The organism is Labrenzia sp. PO1, assembly GCF_012273635.1.
GTDB classification, from domain to species: Bacteria; Pseudomonadota; Alphaproteobacteria; order Rhizobiales; family Stappiaceae; genus Roseibium; species Roseibium algicola.
In genome coordinates this window covers 1,385,617-1,408,923 of sequence record NZ_JAAXCR010000001.1, presented here as the reverse complement: position 1 = coordinate 1,408,923, position 23,307 = coordinate 1,385,617, and the positions used below count along the sequence as shown (strand labels likewise).

At 61.3% G+C, this 23,307-nt stretch carries 19 protein-coding genes; 5 read left to right on the top strand and 14 right to left on the bottom strand.

All coding sequences use genetic code 11. The features are described from left to right. Positions 1–139 precede the first annotated feature (139 nt). The 6 genes from iolD to HCG46_RS06520 all read right to left on the bottom strand — a co-directional run bounded on the left by iolD (position 140) and on the right by HCG46_RS06520 (position 7,997). Positions 140–1,981 carry a 3D-(3,5/4)-trihydroxycyclohexane-1,2-dione acylhydrolase (decyclizing) gene (gene iolD, locus HCG46_RS06545; protein ID WP_168685246.1) on the bottom strand — a complete coding sequence of 614 codons (1,842 nt, stop codon included), beginning with the start codon at positions 1,979–1,981 and terminating at the stop codon, positions 140–142. Next, the gene (gene iolC / locus HCG46_RS06540; RefSeq protein ID WP_168685244.1) at positions 1,978–3,936 is read right to left on the bottom strand and encodes a 5-dehydro-2-deoxygluconokinase; all 1,959 of its coding nucleotides are present in this window, start codon (positions 3,934–3,936) and stop codon (positions 1,978–1,980) included. The genes iolD and iolC overlap by 4 nt, the downstream gene beginning before the upstream one ends. A 28-nt stretch (positions 3,937–3,964) precedes the next feature. Continuing rightward, positions 3,965–4,744 (bottom strand): ATP-binding cassette domain-containing protein, encoded by a 780-nt coding sequence (locus tag HCG46_RS06535; RefSeq protein ID WP_023003004.1) that lies wholly within the window; start codon positions 4,742–4,744, stop codon positions 3,965–3,967. Between the two features lies 1 nt (position 4,745). Continuing rightward, on the bottom strand, positions 4,746–5,873 hold the full coding sequence (locus tag HCG46_RS06530; RefSeq protein ID WP_055656387.1) for an ABC transporter permease: 1,128 nt from the start codon (positions 5,871–5,873) through the stop codon (positions 4,746–4,748). A 170-nt stretch (positions 5,874–6,043) separates the two neighbouring features. Further along, a complete protein-coding gene (locus tag HCG46_RS06525; RefSeq protein ID WP_023003006.1) occupies positions 6,044–6,985 on the bottom strand; it encodes a sugar ABC transporter substrate-binding protein in 942 nt (313 codons plus the stop codon). A gap of 145 nt (positions 6,986–7,130) precedes the next feature. Continuing rightward, positions 7,131–7,997 (bottom strand): MurR/RpiR family transcriptional regulator, encoded by an 867-nt coding sequence (locus HCG46_RS06520; RefSeq protein ID WP_077291829.1) that lies wholly within the window; start codon positions 7,995–7,997, stop codon positions 7,131–7,133. A 117-nt stretch (positions 7,998–8,114) separates the two neighbouring features. Between HCG46_RS06520 and iolG the strand changes: the two genes are divergently transcribed. The 5 genes from iolG to HCG46_RS06495 all read left to right on the top strand — a co-directional run bounded on the left by iolG (position 8,115) and on the right by HCG46_RS06495 (position 13,948). Beyond that, entirely contained in the window at positions 8,115–9,113 is a 999-nt protein-coding gene (gene iolG, locus HCG46_RS06515) for an inositol 2-dehydrogenase (protein ID WP_168685242.1), read from the top strand. Between the two features lie 175 nt (positions 9,114–9,288). Further along, positions 9,289–10,422: a Gfo/Idh/MocA family oxidoreductase gene (locus HCG46_RS06510; protein ID WP_168685240.1), complete on the top strand. Its 1,134-nt coding sequence runs from the start codon at positions 9,289–9,291 to the stop codon at positions 10,420–10,422. 187 nt (positions 10,423–10,609) lie between these two features. Continuing rightward, the gene (locus tag HCG46_RS06505; RefSeq protein WP_205838377.1) at positions 10,610–11,227 is read left to right on the top strand and encodes an NAD(P)H-dependent oxidoreductase; all 618 of its coding nucleotides are present in this window, start codon (positions 10,610–10,612) and stop codon (positions 11,225–11,227) included. Beyond that, a complete protein-coding gene (locus HCG46_RS06500; protein ID WP_168685238.1) occupies positions 11,227–13,116 on the top strand; it encodes a monovalent cation:proton antiporter-2 (CPA2) family protein in 1,890 nt (629 codons plus the stop codon). The genes HCG46_RS06505 and HCG46_RS06500 overlap by 1 nt, the downstream gene beginning before the upstream one ends. 154 nt (positions 13,117–13,270) lie before the next feature. After that, complete coding sequence (locus tag HCG46_RS06495) at positions 13,271–13,948, top strand: DsbA family oxidoreductase (RefSeq protein ID WP_062487180.1); 678 nt, start codon at positions 13,271–13,273, stop codon at positions 13,946–13,948. A 206-nt stretch (positions 13,949–14,154) separates the two neighbouring features. On the opposite strand, the gene HCG46_RS06490 is transcribed toward HCG46_RS06495, so the two are convergent. From HCG46_RS06490 to HCG46_RS06455, 8 genes are all read right to left on the bottom strand, one after another. Next, positions 14,155–16,056, bottom strand: coding sequence for a beta-galactosidase (locus HCG46_RS06490; protein WP_168685236.1), 1,902 nt, complete (start codon positions 16,054–16,056; stop codon positions 14,155–14,157). 175 nt (positions 16,057–16,231) lie between these two features. Next, positions 16,232–17,071 carry an SMP-30/gluconolactonase/LRE family protein gene (locus HCG46_RS06485; RefSeq protein ID WP_168685234.1) on the bottom strand — a complete coding sequence of 280 codons (840 nt, stop codon included), beginning with the start codon at positions 17,069–17,071 and terminating at the stop codon, positions 16,232–16,234. Between the two features lie 4 nt (positions 17,072–17,075). Next, positions 17,076–17,690: a 2-dehydro-3-deoxy-6-phosphogalactonate aldolase gene (locus tag HCG46_RS06480; protein WP_168685232.1), complete on the bottom strand. Its 615-nt coding sequence runs from the start codon at positions 17,688–17,690 to the stop codon at positions 17,076–17,078. Further along, entirely contained in the window at positions 17,687–18,607 is a 921-nt protein-coding gene (locus HCG46_RS06475) for a 2-dehydro-3-deoxygalactonokinase (protein ID WP_168685230.1), read from the bottom strand. Before HCG46_RS06475 ends, HCG46_RS06480 begins: the two co-directional genes overlap by 4 nt. Next, on the bottom strand, positions 18,604–19,368 hold the full coding sequence (locus tag HCG46_RS06470; protein ID WP_168685228.1) for an SDR family oxidoreductase: 765 nt from the start codon (positions 19,366–19,368) through the stop codon (positions 18,604–18,606). The genes HCG46_RS06475 and HCG46_RS06470 overlap by 4 nt, the downstream gene beginning before the upstream one ends. A gap of 61 nt (positions 19,369–19,429) precedes the next feature. Beyond that, a complete protein-coding gene (locus HCG46_RS06465) occupies positions 19,430–21,505 on the bottom strand; it encodes an alpha-galactosidase (protein ID WP_168685226.1) in 2,076 nt (691 codons plus the stop codon). After that, complete coding sequence (locus HCG46_RS06460; protein WP_023003019.1) at positions 21,502–22,350, bottom strand: carbohydrate ABC transporter permease; 849 nt, start codon at positions 22,348–22,350, stop codon at positions 21,502–21,504. The genes HCG46_RS06465 and HCG46_RS06460 overlap by 4 nt, the downstream gene beginning before the upstream one ends. Before the next feature lies 1 nt (position 22,351). After that, entirely contained in the window at positions 22,352–23,269 is a 918-nt protein-coding gene (locus HCG46_RS06455; protein ID WP_023003020.1) for a sugar ABC transporter permease, read from the bottom strand. Between the last annotated feature and the right edge of the window lie 38 nt (positions 23,270–23,307).

Genomic DNA, 23,307 nt, shown 5'->3' with positions numbered 1-23,307 from the left:
AGGAAGTGCTTCAGCGCTGTCTCGAAGGATGGGCCACTTGTTCGGTATATGCCGCCCATCCTTCGAGACGGACCTGACGGTCCTCCTCAGGATGAGGTGTGACTGGGTGGAAAAGCTGGGCTGGTGTTCTGCATTCCCCTCAATCGACCAGATTCTGGTGTTTCAAAGCGTCGACATAGCCCTGACGGGCCTTGTTGACTTCGGTCCGTTCGGAAACCTCCGGCACGGCGACGTCCCACCAGTGACCGCCACCGTTCTCGCCCGGCCCATGCATCGGGTCCGTATCGATGACGATTACTGTCGGGATGGCCCGTTCCTTCGAGGCGAGGATCTGCGCTTCCAGATCGGCGATGTCCGTCGCCTTTACCGCGTGGGCGCCCATGGCGGCCGCGTGGGCGACGAAGTCGATCGCCGGCTGCGCCTCGACGTTGCAGTCCTTGTAGAGGTTGTTGAACTGGTTGCCACCGGTGCCCATCTGCAGCCGGTTGATGCAGCCGTAGCCCCGGTTGTCGGTGAGCACGACCGTGAACGGCACCCGCCGCATGACGGCCGTCGCAAGTTCCGAGTTGGCCATCATGTAGGACCCGTCACCGACGAAGCAGACGACATCCCGCTCCGGCTGCGCCAGCTTGATGCCCATGGCACCGGCAATCTCGTAGCCCATGCAGGAATAGCCGTATTCCATGTGATAGCCACCCTGCGGCGCCTGCCACAGAAGCTTCAGGGCGCCCGGCATGGTGCCGGCCGCGCACATGGCGATGGTCTTTTCCGAAGATGTCCGCTGCACCGCGCCGATAACCTCTGCATCGAGCGGCAAGTAGCCTTCAGGCACATCGGTCCGCGCACTGCAGTGGGCATCGACCTTCGCCAGCCAGTCAAGACGGGACTGCGGATTGAAAGTCGATTTTGTCTCTGAGCCAAGGGCCGCTGAGATCTTCTCCAGCGACACCTTGGCATCGCCGATGACACCGACGGCGCCATGCTTCAGGGCGTCGTAGCCCTGAACGTTGATGGAGACGAGCTTGCGGCCGGGAGCCTTGAAGAGCGCCCAGGAGCCGGTGGTGAAGTCCTGGAACCGGGTGCCGATACCGATGACGAGGTCGGCGCTTTCGGCAATCTCGTTGGCGCAGGCCGAGCCGTCGACCCCGGCAGTGCCGAAGTTCATCGGATGAGATTGCGCCAGCGCCGACTTGCCCGCCTGGGTCTCGATCACCGGAATGCCGTGCCTGGTCGCAAACGCGCCAAGAGTTTCTTCGGCCTGCGAATAGACAACGCCGCCGCCGCAAACCAGAACCGGGTTCTTTGCGGATTTGATGAGGGCGACAACATCGGCGATGTCCCGGCTGTCGGGTTCCGGGCGACGGATGCGCCAGACCTTCGGCTCGAAGAAGCTTGCCGGATAATCGAAGGCTTCTGCCTGCGTGTCCTGGCAGAACGCCAGGGTCACCGGGCCGCAATTGACAGGGTCGGTCATCACGCGGAAGGCGCGCGGCAGGGCCGTCAGCAGGTGTTCCGGACGGCTGATGCGGTCAAAGTAGCGCGAGACGGGACGGAAGCAGTCATTGGCCGAAACCGTGCCGTCGTCGAAATCCTCCACCTGCTGCAGCACCGGGTCGGGTGCCCGATTGGCAAAGACATCGCCGGGGATCAGCAGCACCGGCAGGCGGTTGACATGGGCAAGGGCTGCGGCGGTCACCATGTTGGTGGCGCCGGGGCCGATGGAGGAGGTGACGGCCATCGCCCGTGTGCGCTTCTTCGCCTTGGCATAGGCGATAGCCGTATGGGCCATGGTCTGTTCGTTCTGGCCGCGCCAGGTCGGCAGGGCATTGCCGGCCTGCTCCAGCGCCTCGCCCAGACCGGCAACATTGCCATGGCCGAAGATCGCCCAGATGCCGTCGATGAAACGCTCGCCGTCCTCGGCCATCTGCGCGGAGATATACCGCACCATGGCCTGGGCGGCGGTGAGACGGATCGTGCTCATGCGGAAATTCCCTGGAGTTCGTTGACGTGTGCCTCGGTTCCGGCTTCTGCGCGCGCCGTGTCCCAGATGCTGCACAGGCGGGCGAAGCGGCTCACCATGTCGGCGACGGCAGCTTCGTCTGTCAATTCACCTGCCAGCCATTTGCGGGCTGCTTCGGCAAAAATGGTGCGGCCGACCGCAAAGCCCTTGACCAGCGGGAAGCGCGCCGCTTCGGCAAAACTCGCGGCGAGTTCCTCTTCCGGGGCATCGAGGCCGAGCACCACGATGCCGCGGGTGTGAGGGTCGTTTTCGGAAATCGCGTCGCAAGCCTTCGCCCATGCTTCTGCCGAGGTCATGGGTTCCAGCTTCCACCAGTCCGGATAGATGCCTATCTCGTAGAAACGGCGGATGATATCTGCCGTGGTGTCGGCATCAACCGGACCAACCTTGGAGGGGATGATCTCCAGCAGCATTTCAAGCCGGTTGCGGCGGCAGGCGGCAAACAGCCGCTTCAGGACATCTTCCTGCTCGGCCTTCATCGCGTCGGTGTCATGCGGATGATAGAAGCACAGCACCTTGACCACATGCTCCGTCGGCCATTCGGCCAGGCCGCCGAAATCCGGACCGATTTCCGGTTCCAGTGTCAGTGGCCGGGAGGTAGGCCACTCCACCGGATGACCGATCCAAAGCCCGGTTCCGGCGGCCCGATAAAGCGCCTCGCGGCCGTGTCGGCTGTCGCACAGAATGCCATAGCCCGGCTGGCCGTCCGCGACCGAAAGGGCCGCGTCGAGGCAGAGTTTCTTGAACGATCCGATCCGCTCGTGACCGGCATTGGCCGTATCGGCCATCTGTTCGAGCTGAATACGGTGGTCGAAGGCAAAGACACGCATGGTCGACCAGTTGCCACCGTGCAGCCGATGCCGGTTTGTGGACCAGTGGATCTGTTCCAGTTCCGGGTCCTTGCGCAGGGCCTTGTCCTTCACGCCCCGTTTCAGGAAGAACTGCAGTTCCTCCCAGCTCGGATATGCCGGCGTGCAGCCGTGCCGGGAGACGGCAAACGCGCCGCATGCGTTGGCATAGGTCAGGGCCGTGACCCAGTCCTCGCCGGTGATCCAGCCTTTCAGCAGACCGGACATGAAGCCGTCGCCGGCCCCCAGAACGTTGAAGACCTCAATCGGGAAGCCAGGGCCGGAAATACCCTCGTCGAGGCTGTCGGGGATCGCGCCTTCGAAGGCGGTTGCCCCCATCGGCCCGCGCTTGCAGACCAGCGTCGCACCCGACACCTTGCGCACGTTGCGCAGTGCCTCGACCGTGTCCGTGGTTCCACCGGCAATGTGGAATTCTTCTTCCGTACCCACGATCAGGTCGAACAGATGCAGGCTCGATTGCAGCTTGGCCGTCACCTTGTCGGAGGCAATGAAGCGGTTCTCTCCGTCGCCGTGCCCTGACAGACCCCAGAGGTTGGGGCGGTAGTCGATGTCAAGCGCGGTACGGCTGCCGTTTTCGCGGGCAAGCCTCAGTGCCTTCAGAACGGCAGCTTCCGTCTGCGGATGGCTGAGGTGCGTGCCCGTGGCGACCACCGCCTTGGCCGAGGCAATGAACGCAGGATCGATGTCATCTTCGCCAAGAGCCATGTCGGCGCAGTTCTCGCGGTAGAAGATCAGCGGGAACTGTTCCTGGTCGCGGATGCCGAGCAGCACGAGCGCGGTGAGCCGCGCCTTGTCGGTGATCACGCCTTGTGTGTCGACACCGTGCCGTTCCAGCTCCTCGCGGATGAAACGGCCCATGTGTTCGTCACCGACACGGGTGATCAGCGCGGACTTCAGGCCGAGCCGAGCCGTGCCGCAGGCCATATTGGTGGGCGAGCCGCCGATATACTTGTTGAAGGACGCCATGTCCTCCAGACGGCCGCCAGCCTGGGCTCCGTAGAGGTCGACCGACGAGCGGCCTATCGTGATGACATCGAGTTTCTTCACGTGCACATTCCGTTTTTGATTCAGCCCGTCAGATGGTGCCGCCGAGGGAACCTTCCAGTTCCGCCAGTTCCTGGCCACCGGCCATCAGGTCCTGAAGTTCTTCCGCTTTTATGTCTCCGCGCTCTGCGGTGCCAAGCGTCTTGCCGCGGTTGAGCACCGTGAACCTGTCGCCCACGGCCATGGCATGGCGCACGTTGTGGGTGATGAAGACAACGCCGATGCCTTTTTGGCGGACCTTGTCGATCGTCGCCAGCACGTTGGAGGTCTGGCGCACACCCAGGGCAGATGTCGGTTCGTCGAGGATCAACACCTTGGCCCCAAAGAAGACGGCGCGCGAGATGGCGACCGTCTGGCGTTCACCGCCCGACAATGTGCCGACCGCCTGGTCAGGCGAACGCAGGTGAATGCCCATCTTGGCCATCTCGGTCATCGTGACTTCGTTGGCTTCGGAAAAATCGAAGAACTTGAAGGGGCCGAAGCGCCTTTGCGGTTCGCGGCCCATCCAGAAGTTCCGGGTCACCGACATCAGCGGGATCATCGCCAGGTCCTGGTAGACGGTCGCGATGCCGGCTTCCATGGCGTCCCGCGGGCTGTTGAAGCTGACTTCCTTGCCTTCCATCAGGATCTTGCCCTTGGTCGGCTTGTGGACGCCGGACATGGTCTTGATGAAGGTGGACTTGCCCGCGCCGTTGTCGCCCAGAAGGCAGTGGCATTCGCCGGCCTTGACGGACACGGAGACACCGTTGAGGGCGATCACCGGGCCGAAGTGTTTTTCGATATCGACGAGTTCGATAAGGTTGTCGGACATCTTAGCGTTCCCCCGTGATCATGCGGCGGATATAGGTGTTGAGGATCACGGCGAGCAGCAGGATAACGCCGAGGAAAACCCGGAAGAGCGAGCTTTCGACCCCGGCGAAGAAGAGGCCTTGCTGAACGACGCCGAAGATCAGTGCGCCAAGCGCCGCGCCTACCACCGAACCGTAGCCGCCGGTGAGAAGTGCGCCGCCGATCACCACTGAAATGATGGCTTCGAATTCCTTCAAGAGGCCGCGGTCGGCTGCGGCCGAGCCGAATTCCATCACCTGACAGGTGGCGAAAATAGTGGCGCAGAAGGCGGAAAACATGAACATGAGGATCTTGACCCGGTTCACGGGTACGCCGACATAGCGCGCTGCCTGGGCGTCGCCACCGGCGGCGAAGATCCAGTTGCCGAAGCGGGTGCGGGTGAGCAGGACATGGCCGAACACGATCAGGATGATTGCCCAGATCATCAGCATCGGAATGCCTTCGACCACCGGCAGTCCTGCTTTCGGGCCGGCAACGAACTTGCCGACAATGCCGAGATCGGCCAGCCAGACAAAGAGGCCGGAAAAGACCTTGCCGCCGAAAAGCCATGCGATGGGATCACCTTCCGCCGCTTCACGCACGCCGCCGATGATGGTCTTGCGGGTGGTGGCGATGGAAATGAAGATCGTCAGACCGCGCAGAATGTAGAGGAAGGCGAGGGTGACGATGAAGGAGGGCAGGCCGGTCTTGATGACCAGGTATCCGTTGAGCCCGCCAATGGCCAGCGCCATGGCAAATGCGACCAGGATACCGAACCATGCGGGGAACCCCCACTGAACAGTGAAGAGCGCGATGATGACGCCGGAAAAGCCGATCATCGAGCCGACGGAGAGGTCGAACTCTCCCGCGATCATCAAAAGGCAGGCGCCGACGGCGATGATGGCGAACTGGGCAGAGACTGTGCCCCAGTTGATGATGCCTTCCGGGGCAAACATGCCGCTGTCGCTGGCGATGCCGAGGAAGAACATGAATACGAGAATAGTGCCGCAGATCGCGCCCAGCTCCGGGCGGATCAGGGCCTTGCGCATGGGCGACATTTCGCGGATGCGCTCGTCTTTCCGAGGGGCGGCTGCCGATTGTGTCTCAGCCATAGGTCTCCTCCTGCGTGCCGGGGTGGCCGGCCGCGTCCAGTATGCGGCCCGGCCGCAGAACAGTGTTCTGGAATTCAGCGCTTACCCTTCGGGGTGCGCGAGCGTGTCAGTTTGCAAGGGAGAGGCGGAGGGCCGCCTCTCCACAGGGCCGCGCCTGGCGGCCCTTCAGCTTAGCGGTATTCGCCGGCGTATTTTTCCACCAGGGCAATGTTGCCCTTGGTCACGAAACCCGGGCCGGAGTTGATGGAGTTGCCCGGAACCACGCCGTAACGAGCCAGGTTCGTCAGGATGACGACCGGCAGGTAGCCCTGCAGGTAAGGCTGCTGGTCGATGGCAAATGCAATCACGTCACCCTTGATGGCTTCAGCGATTTCGCCGGAAAGGTCAAAGGTGCCGAAGTGGATGGTGCCGGACTTGCCCATGTCTTCCAGCGCAGCCAGCGTCGGATGCGCAGAGGTCGGGCCGAGGGTCAGGACGCCATTGGTGTCCGGGTTGCCCTGCAGGTAGGCCATGACCTTGGACTTGATTTCAGCCGGGTCCTGGCCGCTGTCGATCATCTGGCCGCCCAGTTCGACGCCCAGTGCATCAGCATAGCCCTGGCAACGTTCAACCGAAGCCGGGTTGGTGATGTAGTGGTTCACACAAAGGAAGCTGGTGACGCCGGCCGCCTTGGCCTTTTCACCTGCACCCTTGCCGGCATCGTATTCAGGCTGGCCGACATGCATCAGAGCGCCGATTTTCTTGGACTGCTCTTCAGTGCCCGAGTTGATGGTGATGACCGGAATGCCCTTGGCGACCGCGTTGGACAGCGGGCCGCTCAGAACGTCGTAGTCGGCGATCGTCGCGATGATGCCGTTCGGGTTGGACGCAGCAGCCTGTTCGATGATGCGAGCCATGTCGGCAAGATCGCCTGTCGGCGGGTTGCGGTATTCCACTTCAACGCCCATCTGGCCACCGGCAACGGTGATGGCGTTCTTGATCGTGTTCCACCAGCTGTCGCTGTCCGGCGCATGGCTGACCAGAACGAAACGTTCGCCATCAGCGGAGGCCGGAGCGGCAAGGCCGGTAAAGGCAACGGCGGCAGCCGCCATTGCAATAAGTGTCTTCTTCATGGTGTTCCTCCCAGAACGTGGACCGCGGGCCTCGAACAATCCCACCCGCGTCATCAGAAGTCTGTGGCGGCTCGGGATCGCCGTTGCCGCATTTGGAATATAAATTCCATTTTTATCGAAGCGCAACAGATTTTTTCCAGAAAGATCACAGCCTGTTCCGTTGGGCCCCCACGGAAACGGCCAGGGCAATGGCCAGGGACAGACTTGCGGACAGCGCCCGGAACGCGCCTACGTCCAGTTCCGAGACCAGTAGCTGGATTGCTTTCAGGCGTGCGAGCGGGCTGGTCACGACATCCGTAATCGCGACAATGTCAGCGCCGCTGGCACGGGCCTTGGTGGCCATGTCGATGGTCATTTCCGTGTACGGGGCGAAGGTCACCGCGATGACCGCGTCGTTCGGCCGGATCAGGTGTTCCATGTTTATGTTGGCGATGCCTGAATGGAGAACCGCCGGCACGTCCATCTTTTCGAAGGCATAGGCAAGATACGACGTGACCGGGAAGGCCCTGCGGAAGCCGATCATGTGAATCGTCTCGGCACGGGCCAGCACATCGACTGCCTGTTGAAGCGCGGTCGGGTCGACGGTTGTCAGCAGGTTTTCCAGCGAAGAACGGCCAACCTCGACGAATTCGGCCAGGAGCGCAGAAGGGGACTCGGTGCCGTGCTCGCGCAGTTTGGCGAGGCGGGTGGCGTAGTCCGGCCATTTCTGGGAATAGTCCGAGCGGAACAGTTTCTGCATTTGCGAAAAACCGGAAAAGCCCATTTCCTGGCAGAAACGCATCACGGCGGACGGCTGAACGTCGGCGCCTTCGGCAAGTTCGGCAACCGTGGAAACTGCCACCTTGTCCGGATTGGCGGCGATGTAGTTCGCGAATTGTTTCAGGCGCTTGGGCAATCTTTCGGCGGTGCTGCCGAGCCGGGCAAAAAACGCATCGATCGACTGCGGCGGCGCAAGGATTTCGGCGGTGGCGAGATTGGGTTCATTTTCTGGATCGGGCGAGGCGTCATTCATTGTCTTCTTCTTTTCCGGCTTGACACATTCCGTCGAAAATGATTTTGGAATTTTTATTCTAAATTGGCAAGCGCTGGTTCAAACCGCTCTGCCACATGTCATCCGGGAGGAAGTATCATGGCCGTCAATGTCGCCCTGCTTGGGGCTGGACGTATCGGTAAAGTGCACGCAAAGGCCGTTGGCGCGGCCGTCGGTGCGACGCTCGTCGCTGTTGCGGACGCCTTCCCGGAAGCCGCCGAAACGCTTGCAGCCGCCTATGGCGCCCGTGTCAGCACGATCGATGAGATTGCTGCCGCCGGGGATGTCGACGCGGTGATCATCTGCACGCCGACCGACACCCATGCCGATCTGATCGAGAAGTTCGCACGCGCAGGCAAGGCGATCTTCTGCGAAAAGCCGGTCGATCTGTCGCTGGACCGGGTGAAAGCCTGCCTGAAGACGGTAGAAGACCTTGGCGCAACCTTGATGTTGGGGTTCAACCGCCGTTTCGATCCGCATTTCCGCGCCGTGCGCGCAGCCATTGACGAAGGGCGGATCGGCGACGTGGAAATGGTGCAGATCACCTCGCGCGATCCGGGTGCACCGCCGCCATCCTACATCACGTCGTCCGGCGGCATCTTCCGTGACATGACCATCCATGATTTCGACATGGCCCGGTTCCTGCTCGGCGATGAAGTCACGACCGTCTACGCGACGGCGTCGGTTCTGGTCGATCCGGAAATCGGCAAGCTCGGCGATTACGACAGCGCCATGGTGGTGCTGACGACGGCGTCCGGCAAGCAATGTTCCATCTCCAATTCCCGCCGGGCAACCTATGGCTACGACCAGCGCATCGAGGTGCATGGCTCCAAGGGTGTGGTGAGTGCGGAAAACCAGCGTCCGGTATCCATCGAAGTGGCAACCGAAGCCGGATACACCCGTCCGCCGCTGCATGATTTCTTCATGACCCGCTACACGGAAGCCTATGCGGCTGAAATCACCGCTTTCGTCGAGGCTATTGAAACCGGTACTGCGCCGTCACCGAGTGGCGAGGACGGATTGAAGGCACTCGCCCTGGCGGAAGCTGCCCTCAAGTCCATCGCCGAACGCCGCGCCGTCGGCATGGACGAAGTCTGAGCGTCAGAACCACTATGACCTCATCCTGAGGAGGATCGTCTGGTCCGTCTCGAAGGATGGGCGGCAAACTCTAGAGCAAGCAGCCCATCCTTCGAGACAGCGCCAAGGAGCTTCCTCAGGATGAGGTTAAAGGGCGGAACGGTCCGCTTCGTCACCTCCGGGAGGATCGGATTACATGACAAGTCTCGGTATCGGATTGATCGGCACCGGTTTCATGGGAAAGTGCCATGCGCTTGCCTATGGTTCGGTGAAAGCGGTGTTCGGCGATGTGCCGGCGACCCGCCTGGAAGTGCTGTGCGATGTTCCTGCAGAAAAGGCAGAAGCCTTTGCCGACCAGTTCGGCTTTGCAAGGGCAACGAGCGACTGGAAAGATCTTGTTGCGGATCCGAAGGTCGATATCGTCTGCATCACCACACCCAACAAGGTGCACAAGGAAATGGCGCTTGCCGCGCTAGAGGCCGGCAAGCATGTGCATCTGGAAAAACCGATGGCGCTCAGCCTGGAGGACGCCAGACAGATGCTGGCTGTTGCCGAAAGAACAGGTGCGAAAACCATCGTCGGCTACAACTACCTGCATAATCCGGCGATTTCGCATGCCCGCAAACTTATCGCGGATGGCGCTATCGGCCGGATCGTGCATTTTCGCGGAATGGTCGATGAAGACTACCAGGCTGATCCGGACCTCGCCTGGACCTGGCGGGCAACCAAGGCCGATGCCGGCCTCGGCACGCTCGGCGATCTTGGCTGCCATCTGATTTCGCTCGCAACCGCGCTCGTCGGACCGGTCGAAAGCCTGGTCGCGGAGACAAGGACGGTTCATGAAACACGGCCCATGGGCAATGGCTCAAGCGAGCGGCGTCCGGTTGAAAACGAAGACATCGCTTCTGCGCTGCTGACCTTCGAAAACGGTGTGCATGGTGTTGTCTCGACCTCGCGCAGTGCCTGGGGCCGCAAGAGCTACATCGGCTTCGAGGTGCATGGAACGGAAGGCATGATCACCTTCGATCAGGAGCGCATGAACGAACTCCGTCTCTATCAGAACCGGGGTGAGCTTGCCGAACAGGGTTTCAAGACGTTGCTCAGCGGGCCAGCTCATCCCCCGTACGGGCAATTCGTTCCGGCCGCCGGCCATCAGCTCGGGTTCAACGATCTGAAGGTGATAGAGGTTCATGAGTTCCTGACGGCGATTTCCGAAGGTCGCAATGCCGTGCCGTCGTTCCGGGAGGCGCTTCATTTTGAAGCGGTCATTCATGCGATTGCCGAAGCCGGAGAGACGGGCTCCCGGGTACGGGTCTCCAGGGCGGACTGACGCCGACAGCATCCCACTGTCTATCGCTCACTTTATTGTTCAATGGGCGCGAACAGGCCGGTTCCTGTTCGCGCCCTTTATCTGTTGCGGATGATCCCTATAAACTCTTGAGAATACAGACCGTTGGTCCGCCGTGCCTAGCGGGCCTTGCCGGCTCTGCGGGCTTACTCAGATCCGGGAGATCCTCTTGGCCAAGGTAATCGTTTTCTTTGCCCACCCACGACCGCACAGGTCGGAGGTGAACCTGCCGCTGTTTGAAACCGCGCGGTCGATCAAGGAGATCACAACCGTCGATCTTTATGCGGACTATCCGGATTTCAGCATCGATATCGACCGGGAACAGGACCGCCTGCGGGCTCATGACGTGGTTGTCTTCCAGCATCCGCTTTACTGGTATTCGGCACCTGCCATCATGAAGGAGTGGCAGGATCTCGTGCTGGAACATGGCTTTGCCTATGGTCATGCCGGCAAGGCATTGCATGGCAAGGTGTTTCTGAACGCGGTCACGACCGGTGCCAAACCGGATGCCTATTCGCAAACGGGCATGAACCATGCCGAGTTGCGCAGCTTGCTGGGCCCATTCGAAAAAACGGCGGATCTGTGCGGCATGCGCTACCTTGCGCCCTTTGCGCTGTTCGGGGCCGGGCGGGCACTGGAGGAAAACCGCTTTGAGGTCCACCGCCATGCCTATGGAAAGCTTCTGAATGCTTTGGTCCGCGATCAGCTGGATCTTGCAAAGGCGGCCGCAGCGCCGGTCCTGCCGGATGACCTGGATGCGTTCCTGCTGGCAGGGGAGACGGTTTGATGGCGCTGCTCAGCGAAGCCTTCGTCTATCTGTGCGCGGCCGTCATCGCGGTGCCGATTGCCAACCGGCTCGGCCTTGGCTCCGTGCTCGGTTATCTGATCGCCGGTGTGGTGATCGGGCCTGTCATCGGCATCGTCGGGTCGGAAGCGGCCGACGTGCAGCATTTTGCAGAATTCGGCGTGGTGATGATGCTGTTCCTGGTCGGGCTGGAATTGCAGCCCGCCATGCTCTGGAAAATGCGCCAGCAGCTTGTCGGGCTCGGCGGACTGCAAGTTGTCGGGACAGCGCTCGTCTTTGCCGCGGCCGGTCTGGCGTTCGGTCTTCACTGGCAGAGCGCTTTGGCGCTCGGCATGATCCTGTCGCTCTCCTCCACGGCCATCGTCTTGCAGACCCTCAACGAGAAAGGCTGGCTGAAAACGCAAGGTGGGCAGAGTTCCTTCTCGGTATTGCTGACCCAGGATATCGCGGTCATCCCGATGCTGGCGCTTCTTCCGTTGCTTGCCATCAGTGGCCATGGCGGGGAAGGAGCCGGGGATGGGCATGGCGAGAGTGCCGGTCATGGTGGTGAAGCTCTGGCGGCCTTGCCGGGCTGGGCACAGGCTCTTGTCATTCTGGCTGTTATTGCCGCCATCATTCTGGCAGGGCGTCATCTGCTACGGCCTGTCTTCCGGTTCATAGCCGAAGCGCGCCTGCGGGAAATCTTCACGGCAACTGCGCTGCTGCTGGTTATCGGCATTGCCCTGGTCATGGATTTTGTCGGTCTGTCGCCGGCACTCGGAACCTTCCTTGCCGGGGTTGTCCTGTCCGACAGCGACTATCGTCATGAGCTGGAAAGCGATATCGAACCCTTCAAGGGCCTGTTGCTTGGCCTGTTCTTCCTGACGGTCGGGGCGGGGATCGATTTCGATCTTCTGTTCGGTGCCCCTTTATCGATCCTTGGACTCGCGCTCGGCTTGATGGCAGTCAAGTTCCTGGTGCTGTTCCTGCTTGCAGCCCTCTTTCGCCTCACCGGGCCAGATCGGTGGCTGTTCGCGCTCGGGCTGGCACAGGCAGGGGAATTCGCTTTCGTGTTGTTCGGATTTGCCTCGGGCAGCGGGGTGCTGGAACCATCGCTGATCAAGACCATGACCCTGGTGGTGGCGATTTCCATGCTGCTGACACCCGCGTTGTTCATCTTCTACGAAAAAATCGTCGCTCCACGGGCTCTGGCGAAAGCGGATCGGGAACCGGATGTCATCGACAGGCGCGGCCGGGTTGTTGTCGCGGGCATGGGCCGGTTCGGCCAGATCGTCTCGCGACTGCTGCTGACCAGTGGCTACGACGTGATCATTCTCGATCATGACCCGCAGACGATCGAAAACCTGCGCAGGATAGGCATTCGAACCTTCTATGGGGATGCGACCCGGCCGGACCTTCTGCACGGTGCCGGGCTGGACGATGCCGACCTCTTCGTTGCCGCGCTTGATGATCGCGACAAGCAGACCGAACTGGTGGAACACGTTGCCAAGACCTATCCGAATGTCCGGATCCTCGCCCGTGCCCGCGACCGGCATCACGTCTACGAACTGGAAAATGCCGGTGCTCATTGTGCCGAGCGAGAGGTCTTCGAAGGGGCCATGGCGCTTGGACGCCAGGCTTTGACCGAGCTTGGGTACCATCCGTTCCGGGCGCGCACCAAGGCGAGGGAATTCCGTCATCACGACATTGCGATGCTCGATGACCTTCGCGAGAATTTCAACGACGGTGGCGTCGACACTTCCTATATCGACGCGATGCGGGCGCATTCCGAAACCCTGTTCGAAATCATGCAAGTCGACAGGGGTGGTGATCGCCCTGAAGGATCGGAGCGTGGCTGGACGCCTCCCCCAAAGGGCGATGCGACGCTTTGACGGGAGGCGGAAAGCAGCGTTCCGACAAAAGAATGAGGTTTCCCGGAGGTAACCACTGCCTTTTCCCGGCTGGCAGCGGCTCCTATATGCGGGGCAAGACAGACAATGGCGCCAGCCAGACATGCGGATGACTGCGCCGGAACAGGAACCAATCATGACTTCGCAAGACACCGACACAACCGGCCTCGATGATGTGTTGCAGATCGACATTGTTTCCGATGTCGTCTGTCCGTGGTGCATCGTCGGCTTCAAGCAGCTCGAACAGGCGATCGCACGGACCGGCGTTACGGCCGCCATCAAATGGCATCCCTTCGAACTCAATCAGGATATGGCTGCGGAGGGAGAGAACCTGCGCGAACACATCATGCGCAAATACGGCTCCAGCGCGGAGCAGTCCCAGGCGGCGCGGGATCGGCTGACAGACCTTGGCGCGAGCCTTGGTTTCGAGTTCAACTTCACCGACGATATGCGCATGGTGAACACCTTCAAGGCGCACCAGCTGATCCATTGGGCTGGTGAAAGCCGCAAGGAACACCAGTTGAAGATGGCGCTGTTCCAGGCCTATTTCGGCGACAGGAAGGACCTCAATGACAATCAGGTTCTGGCGGATGTGGCCGAAAGCATTGGTCTCAACCGGGCTGAAGCCCTTGCCGTTCTGGAAGACGGCCGCTTTGCCGAAACCGTTCGTGCGGAAGAAGCCTTCTGGACCGGCAACGGCATTCACGGCGTTCCGGCTGTCATCTTCGAGCGTCAGCACCTGGTATCAGGCGCACAGGGCGTCGACAATTTCGCGGCCATCATCACCGAGCTGACGAAGGGCAAGGCGGCCTGACGACACAGCCTTGGAGATAACCTGTAGATCGTCCAATTTCTTCGTCATGCCATGGCTATCATGGCATCCACACCGTTCCGGTTCCGCCCAACAGGCCTCAGTTTGAGGCACCGTCTCGGCATGGATTGCAGGATCAAGTCCTGCAATGACGGGGAGGAGGAAGAGCTCGGTTATCTAACTTCTCCCAGCGTAGAACCAACTTTGCCTTACAGCATTTCGAACAACACCCCTGCAGCCTCGATCCGACCGGCAGGTGTGTCGGCAGGCTCGGCGCCGTAATTTGTCCAGATCCTCAGGCCATCAGTCACGCGGCAGCGGACGCCGCCGGCAAGGTCGAGCGTGTCGATCCCGGCTTCTTCGCAAAGCATGGTGTAGAGGCGCTTCAGCACGGTTTCGTCACCCCAGCCACCGACATAGACGAGATGTTCCTGGCGGTAGGCGGCGGGTTGGCCGTCTTCCAGTTCCAGGATGACTTCGCCAGCACCTTCCAGTTCCTCGCGGTAGCCGGTGAAGGCGCCGCCTCCCTTGAGCGGCATCGGCATGTCCGGGCGCAGGCTTTCGACCCGCGAGACCGCAAGGTCGAGCCCGGGCATGTCTGGTGGCAATGGCACGGGAATGACCATGTCGGCGTTGCGGGCGGCAGTGCGCGGGCCCATCACAACCAGCGCTTCGGTTTCGGCAAGCACCTGTTTCAGGTCCTGCGGCACGTAGATCAGGCCAGGCAGGGCAACGATCTTGTAGCCGGAAAAGTCGCGGGTTTCGCCGCGCAGGATATCGACCGAAAGCCCGAGCTTGCGCAGCGCCTTGTAGGTGTCGAAAACAAGCTGGAAATAGGAAAGCTCCTTGCCGTGCGGCTGGGTGGTCCAGGCGAAATCCGCGTCATAGTCGAAGATCAGTGCAACAGGTGCCTGTGGGGCCGAGACGTCAGGCGCGTCGCGCAATTCGTCGGCGACCTTGCGGGCTTCGAGCAGTGCCGGTGCATCGGCATTGTCCGGGCGCAGCATGCCGGCATGCATCTGTTCCTGCGCGAAAGGCGCTTGTCGCCAACGGAAATAGCACACGGCCTCGGCCCCATGGGCATAAGCCTCCCAGGCCCAAAGCCGCATCATGCCCGGCAGAGGAGCAGGATTGTGGGGGGCCCAGTTCACCGGTCCCGGCTGTTGTTCCATCACCCACCAGCGGCCCTTGCCAACGGCACGGTAAAGATCGTGGTGAAAGGCCTGGAAATCCGGATCGCCCTGGCGCATGAAGGTCCGCTGATGGGCGTCATCCGCGCCGACACGGTCTTCCAGAAAGCCGAGCGGGTAGCTGTCCCATGTCGCGATCTCGAGATCGTCGCCGACCTTGAAGTGGTCGAAATCCGTTACCCGGCCCATGTAGTTGTGGCTGATCGGTGCGCTGGAATGCGCCCGGATGATATCGACCTGGCGCTTGTTGAAGGTAACCACCTGATCGGAGGAGAACCGCCGGAAGGCAAGCGTGTGCGAGGGGTTCGGTTCGGTTACGGTCAGGTTCGGCAGGTCGATCTCGTCAAAGGAGAGATACTCCATAGACCAGAACACGTTGCCCCAGGCGCGGTTGAGCGCCTCGATGGAGCCGTAGCGGCCCTTCAGCCAGACCCGGAACGCTTTTCGGGCAGCATCCGAATAGGAGAGAATCGTGTCGTGGCAGCCATATTCGTTGTCGGTCTGCCAGGCGGCGACATGCGGATTGTTGCCGTAGCGCTCGGCGACAAGCTTCACGATCCGGTCGCTCTCCTGCCGAAAGCCCTCGTGCGAAAAGCAGTAGTGGCGGCGGGAACCGAACTTGCGGGGATTGCCGCCGGCATCGACGGCGACCATGTCCGGATGCTTGTCGACAACCCAGCGCGGCGGCGTTGCAGTCGGTGTGCCGAGAACGACCTTCAACCCGGCTCGGCCCAAGGTCTCGATGGCCCTGTCCAGCCACTCGAAGTGCAAGTCACCGGGGCGGGGCTCGAGGCGCGACCAGGCGAATTCACCGATGCGGATCCATGTCAGCCCGGTCTCGGCCATCCGGCGGGCATCAGCTTCCCAGATTTCTTCCGGCCAGTGTTCCGGATAATAGCAGGTGCCGAGAGTGCGTTTCATGATGGATGCTCACTGCTTGATGGTTTGGCAACGCTCATCCGGATGGTGAAGCGTTGCCACATATTCCGTGTCATCCCCGCAAAGGCGGGGCCTGAGGACCCTTCAAAGGTCCACTGAACTTGCATTTTGTCCCGGTGCTCCCAAAACTTGGCCCGGGAGATGGACGGCGGACCTGTTAGAGCAAGACCCTGTGCTCGCTCTGTCCACGAACCTTCACTTGCGCGAAATAGGTCTTGCCTTCGTGCTCGCCAGTAAGACCTTCGGCGGCGGATGTGGCAAAGAGCGTCTGCAGATCCGCCCCGCCGAATGCCGGGCAGGAAATCTGTTTTGCAGGCATGGAAACGGCCTCGGCAAATTTTCCGTCCGCAGTATAGCGTGCAACGTGGTTCGCCCCCCAATGGGCGTTCCACAGGAACCCCTCGCTATCGACCACGGCGCCATCCGGATTGAACCCGTCGGCGGACAGATCGACGAACAGGGACGGTGCACCTGCTGGCCAGCCCTCGGCATCCAGGGCGACCTTCTGAATGGTCAGGGTGTCGGTGTCGGCAAAATAGGCCGTCTTGCCGTCCGGCGAAAAACAGATTGCGTTGGAAATGGTGATGTTGGAGAACAGCTTGCGCAGCTCTCCCTTGTAATAGCGGTAGATCGATCCGGCGTTCTTTTCGGCGCCAAAGCCCATGGTGCCGATCCAGAAACCTCCCTTGGGATCTGCCCTGCCGTCGTTGGACCGCGTGATTGTGTTGTCGGCCTCCAGATCGCAGATCTTTGCGGAGGCTTCCGTTTCCAGATTGAACAGGAACAGCTTCGAAGAACTGGCGATCAGGAGTTCGGTCCGGCTGACCCAGCCTGCGGCAGAAACATATTCATCGAACTGCCAGGTTTTTTCCGTGCCGTTGTCACGGCTGAGCAGGCGCTTGTTGAGAATGTCGAACCAGAATAGCTGCTGGCGTTCGGGATGCCACAACGGGCCTTCGCCAAGGGTGCACTGGCGCTCGTCGAAAACTGTGCTCATGACATCACCTGCATGCTGCAACGGCCGCGTCGTAGGCGGCGACGATTTTTTCGGCCCGTTTGCTGACTTCGGCAACACTGAAACCGGGTTTGAACAGAGCCGTTCCGATGCCGAAGCCGGCTGCCCCGGCCTTGATCCAGTCCCCGAAATTGTCCGGGCCGGCACCGCCCACGGCATAGGTCGCAGTGCCCTTCGGCAATACCGCCAGCATCGCCTTCAGTCCGTCCGGGCCGATGAGCGAGGCGGGAAAGAATTTGAGGCCATCTGCCCCGCTGCGCAGCGCCGTGAAGCACTCGCTTGGCGTCATCACACCTGGAAAGGAAGACATGCCTTCGGCTTTCGTCGTCTTGATGACATCCGGATTGCAGTCGGGTGACACGATCAGCGTGCCGCCGGCGTTCTTGACGTCGCGCACCTGTTCGGGCGCCAGCACGGTACCTGCGCCGATCTCGGCATTCGACGAAAAGGTCTTTGCCATGGCGGCAATGCTGACAAGCGGGTCCGGCGAGTTGAGCGGAACCTCGATACGAGTGATGCCGGCGGCAATCAGGCATTCGGTAACGGGCAGAGCCTCGTCCGGGGTCAGGCCGCGCAGGATGGCTATCAGGTTACGGCTCATGAATGCTCCGGTTCGTAGAAGGAATAGGCAAGGGTCAGGCCCTTCAAGGTGATGGTTTCCGCATCGAGCTGCCTTGAGGCATGGCCGAGATGTGTCAAGGCGCTGCGATAGGCACCGGCGATCTTGTCGCTGCCCAGCAGGGCCGTGTTACCAAGGTCGAAATCACGGCTGACAGCGGCCAGTTCGGCTCCGATCAGAAGCCCCGATAATCTGCCGCTTGCCTGTGCCGGGCCAAGGTCCGCGACAAGGCCGGCAGCGCGCACGCCGAAGAGATCGGCAGTCAGCGCTTCGGGCGCGTTGAAACTGTGTTCGGCCGCTTCGGCAAAGGCTGTGCTGTCGAGGTCATCGGCGGAAAGGCCGTGCCGCAGGACGGAGTGTTTGGACAGAAGCGCGAAGGTCTCTCCTGTCATGAAGGTGCGGAACCGCTCAATTCGTCCGTCCTGGAGGGCGACCCACTTGGTGTGCGTTCCGGGCAGGCACAAGGTGCCGGAATAGGTCTGATTATCCGCAAGGAATCCGGCGATCTGCGTTTCCTCGCCGCGCATGACATCGGGAGGTGTGAGCTGCTTGATGCCCGGCAGGATGCGCACGTCGAGGCGCGGGTCGGCTGCGTCCACCCGGGTAGCGTTCCGGATCGACGGCGGCGCGCAGGGTACGGTCATGTAGGGGGCTTCGGCCCAACCCTGCCGGGACCCGGCCATGCCGCAGACGATCACAGGTGTGACCTCACCGTCCTTCAGGAGGTCAGCGATCAGTTCGATCAGGGCGGGTTCGAAATCCTGTTTCTCCAGTCGGCCCATGCCCTTTTCGGAGCTGCGATGGGCAAGGATGCCGCCGGCTTCGTCAAGCGCCCAGATGCGCAGATTGGTGGTGCCCCAATCCGCCGCGATCCAGGACGCTTTTGGATGTGTGTTCATCCCGTCACCACCACGCCGCCATCCACGACCAGCGCCTGTCCGGTCATCGCCTTGCTGGTTCTGGAGGCAAGGAAAAGCACAGGGTCAACCATGTCGTCCGGCTGCAGTTCAACCTTGAGACACTGCCGGTCGATGTGCGCTGCCAGACCTTCCGGCGTTACCCACATGTCCTTCTGCTTCTGGGTCAGGACCCAGCCGGGCGCAATTGCGTTGACGCGGATGTTCTCCGGGCCGAATTCCCGTGCGAGGCTGCGGGTCATGCCGTTGATGCCGGAATTCGCGGTCGTGTAGACCGGGTAGCCCGCATTGCCCATCATGTAGGAGATGGACGAGAAGTTGACGATGGAGCCACCGCCGGCCGCTCGCATGCCGGCAACCACATGCTGGCAGGCAAAGAAATAGGCTTTCAGGTTGATCGCCACGGACCAGTCCCAGAACGCCTCGTCAACCTCTTCGGTCTTGTGGCGTTTGTCGTTGGCGGCATTGTTGACCAGAACCGTGATCGGGCCATGGGCTTCGGCTGACTGATCCATGGCTGCCTTGAGGGCAGCCATGTCTGTGATGTCACAGGGCAGGAACAGCGGACGGCGGCCGTATTTCTGTTCCATCTCGTCGCAGAAGGGCGCTGCGTCGGAACGCTGCACAAAGGCGACCTTCGCCCCCTGCCGCAGAAAGCCCTCCGTCAGCGCCGCGCCAATGCCGGAGCCGCCACCGGTGATGAATACCGATGCGTTGTCGAGATCCGGGTATGTTGCGTACATGGCACTTCCTCAATTGTTTTGGCGGCCTAAGCCGAAATCGGTTCGTTTTGAGTAGCGTTACTCAAAGACGTTCGCCTTCCACAACCCAGACGGTTTCAGGGAACCGCCAGGGAAGCGTGAGCCCGTGGGACATCAGATATTGTCCACTGGCTTCAAGGTCTTGATGTTTCAGGAGAGGCGCACCGCGGGACAGCCGGGGCGCTTCGTCCCGATTGACGAGAGATAGCCTGTATCTGCCTTGCGGGTCCAGACCGGTCAAGCGCAACGGACGCGGCAGGATCTGGTCACTTGGTCGCGTCAGCGCGGCAAACGCAACGAACCGGCTGCCGTCGCAGGCAAGCTGCTGTTCTGCGATCACGGCCGGCTCGGTGCTGTCGAGCCGCAGGATATCGGCCTGCATCATCCAGCTCCGATTGGCTTTCCACCAGCTCGTGACATTGCGCAGCGTCTCGGCTTCGGCTTCCGACAGCTCACGCGGGTCCATCTCGAAGCCCATGTGGCGTTGAGCCGCGGTCCAGGCGCGCAGGCGAATGTCCAGCGTGCGGCCGGAAGTGTGGCAGTGACGAGGCCCGACGTGAGAGCCTGTTACCGAGGCTGGCAGGAACAGGGCGGCATCGTGCTGAATACGCTGGCGTTCAAGCGCATCGTTGCTGTCCGAAAGCCAGACCCGGTGCGTGCGTTCCAGGACGCCGAAGTCGATGCGTCCGCCGCCAGACGAGCAGCTCTCGATCTCCACTGCCGGAAAATCGGACCGCAGACGGTCGACCAGCTCGTAAAAGCCTTCGGCCTGTCTGGCATCGACCACGGGCAGGATGCGGTTGTGGTCCCACTTGATGTAGCCGATGTCGTTGTTTTTCAGGACGTCGGCAATGTGGGTGTAAAGATAATCGCGAACCTCCTGGCGGGACATGTCCAGCACCAGTTGCTGGCGTCCGCGGATCTGGTCGGCGTGGCCGAGTACCCAGTCGGGATGGGCGCGGCAGAGGTCACTGTCCTCGTTGACCATTTCCGGTTCGAACCAGATGCCGAACTCCATGCCGAGCGCCTTGATATGGTCGATCAGCGGGGTGAGGCCGTCCGGGTACTTGCGTTTGTCGATCACCCAGTCTCCCAGAGACGAGGTGTCGTCATCCCGGCGGCCAAACCAGCCGTCGTCCAGCACAAAGCGCTCGGCGCCCAGGTCCGCCGCTTGGGAGGCGATGGCTTTGAGTTCGTCGAGGTCGTGTTTGAAATAGACCGCTTCCCAGCAATTGTAGTGGACCGGGCGGGGAGTGCGGGCTCCCTGAACCACATGGTCGCGAACATGGCGCTGGAACCGAACGGCGGCACCGTTCAAGCCGGTGGCGGAATAGGTTGCGTAGAGCGGTGCGCTGACGAAGTGGCGTCCGCTGGCAAGGCTGGCAGTGGCGTGGCCGAACTGGACCTGACGACGCCCATCGGCAAGTTCTTCGGCAACCATCTTGTGGCCCCCGGACCAGCCATAGTGAAACGCGAAAGCTTCACCGGCCGTGTTGGACGTTCCGGCATTGCAGACGACAAGCCCCGGGAAATGGGCGTGGTCCGTGCGGCCGGTACGGTTGTCGCGGACGCGGGCACCGGGTGCAAACGGCAGGCGGCGGGTCAGGAATTCCGCGCACCAGCGGCCGGAAAACTCGATCATCTCGCCAGTGTGAGCCAGGACCGGCAGAACCGGAGCCGCCAGCCAGTCGACCGTGATCTCATCGGCGCTTTCCAGCCGTGTCTGAAGCTTTAACAGGGAGGTTTCCGGTGTCAGGACGAGATCGAAGACGAGGCTGAGATCAAGGCTCTTGTCGGCAAAGACAAGCGTCAGGCCATGAACCGACGCAGCTTCGCTTTCGAACCGGAAACTCGGCATGAGCGGCGCGCCGGATGCGTTCCTTGCAGTCAGGCCGGTTTGCCCGGGGAAGCTTTCGGAGGCTTCCGGGCACAGGCTCAGACCTGCGTTGCGGTCGACCATGCCGCCGGTGACGTCGGCAAGTGCGGCTGCCGAAAGCGTCTCCAGGTTTTCGCCAGTGGGAAGGGCGGGCCCCCAGTAGACGGCTTCCGGCAATCGGTCGTCGAAGCTGGCCAGAACCAGGCTCTGTCTGTCATCTCCAAGATGCCAGCTGCGGATCATTTCACGGCTCCGAGTGTGAGGCCTGCAATAAAGTGGCGCTGCATCAGGAAGAACATGGCGACAGGCGGTAGGGCGGCCACGATGGAACCGGCGCTCATCAGGTGATAGGCGGCGCGATATTGCGCGTTGAAGGACGTAATGCCGGCGGTGACAGGCTGGCTTTCAACGCCCTGCGTCAGCACCACGGCCCAGAAGTAGTCGTTCCAGATGAAGGTGAAGATCAGTACCGACAGCGCGGCGATGGCCGGCTTCATCAGCGGCAGCACCACGTACCAGAAGATCCGCCATTCGGAGACGCCCTCCACGCGCGCGGCCTCGATCAGCTCAAACGGCAGGGCGCGGATGAAGTTACGCATGAAGAGTGTGCAGAAGCCGGTCTGGAAGGCGATGTGGAACAGCACCAGACCGGTGATGGTGTTGTAGAGGCCCATCTGCAGGGTCAGGTCGCGCACCGGCACCATCAGGATCTGGAACGGCACGAAGTTGCCCGCCACGAACATGAAGAAGAGCCAGATATTGGCCTTGAACTTGTAGATGCCGAGGGCGAAGCCGGTCATGCACGAGAGGCCAACCGCGCCGATCACCGTTGGAATGGTGATCTTGAACGAGTTCAGCAAATACTGCGGCATGTCCGAGCCGGTGAAGACCAGCGCGTAGTTGGTGAAGCCTTCGAAGGATGACGGCCAGCCCCAGTAGTTGGCGTTGGCGAAATCCGAATCCGGCTTGACCGAAAAGATGGCGACCGCGATCAGCGGCAGCAGCCACAGGATCAGCGCCAGCGGAAGCAGCGTCTGATAGGTGATCTGCCAGGGGCGGGACGTGCGTTCGATCGGTGTCGGGAACATGTCAGCGCGCCTTTTCTTCTTTGTACATCGACCAGAGGAAGTAGGCGATGAAGGCCAGCATGATCAGGAACAGCACCACGGCAATGGCCGCGCCGTAGCCCATGCGGAAGCCGTATTCGGAGAGTGCGACCTCGAACATGTAGAAGCTGAGCACCCGGCTGGCGCCGAAGGGCCCGCCGTTGGTCATGACCGAAATCAGGTCGAAAGAGCGCAAAGCGCCGATGATGGTGACGACGAAGGCGATGAAGGTGGCCGGGCGAAGCTGCGGCACGATGATGTACCAGAGCATGCGCCAGCCCTTGGCGCCGTCGAGGCGTCCGGCCTCGATCTGCTCCGGATCAACCGCGTTGAGGCCGGTGAGATAGAGGATCATGCAATAGGCCGTCTGCGGCCAGAGGCCCGCGACGATGATGCCCACGGTGACCCAGTTCTCGTCCCCCAGCACGTTGAGCGGCGGCAGGCCGACCGCGCCGAGCAGAACGTTGAGGATGCCGAATGTCGGGTCGTAGAACCAGGTGAACACCAGGCCGACGACGACCTGGGAAATCACGAAGGGAAAGAAGAACAGGGATTTGTACAGCCGGATGCCGGTGACGGTCTGGTTCAGGAACAGCGCGATGAACAGACCGGCCGGAATGGCAAGCAGATAGAGCAGCAGCCAGATGACGTTGTTCTTCAGCGAGGTGTAGAACGCGTCATCCCAGTAGAGTTCCTCGTAATTGTAGAGCCCGACATATTCCGCCTGGCCCAAACCGTCCCACTCGTAGAGCGACAGGTTGAACGACTGGAAAATCGGAAAGATCACATAGAACAGGAAGAACAGGATCCCGGGAGCCAGGAACAGCCAGGGTGTCAACTGCTGCTGGTTGCGATGCCACCAGGAACTCTGGCGGGTCTCGGCGACGGATGCTTGGGCCATTTTCGGAACTCTTCGTGAGTCGTCGGCGTATACCGGAA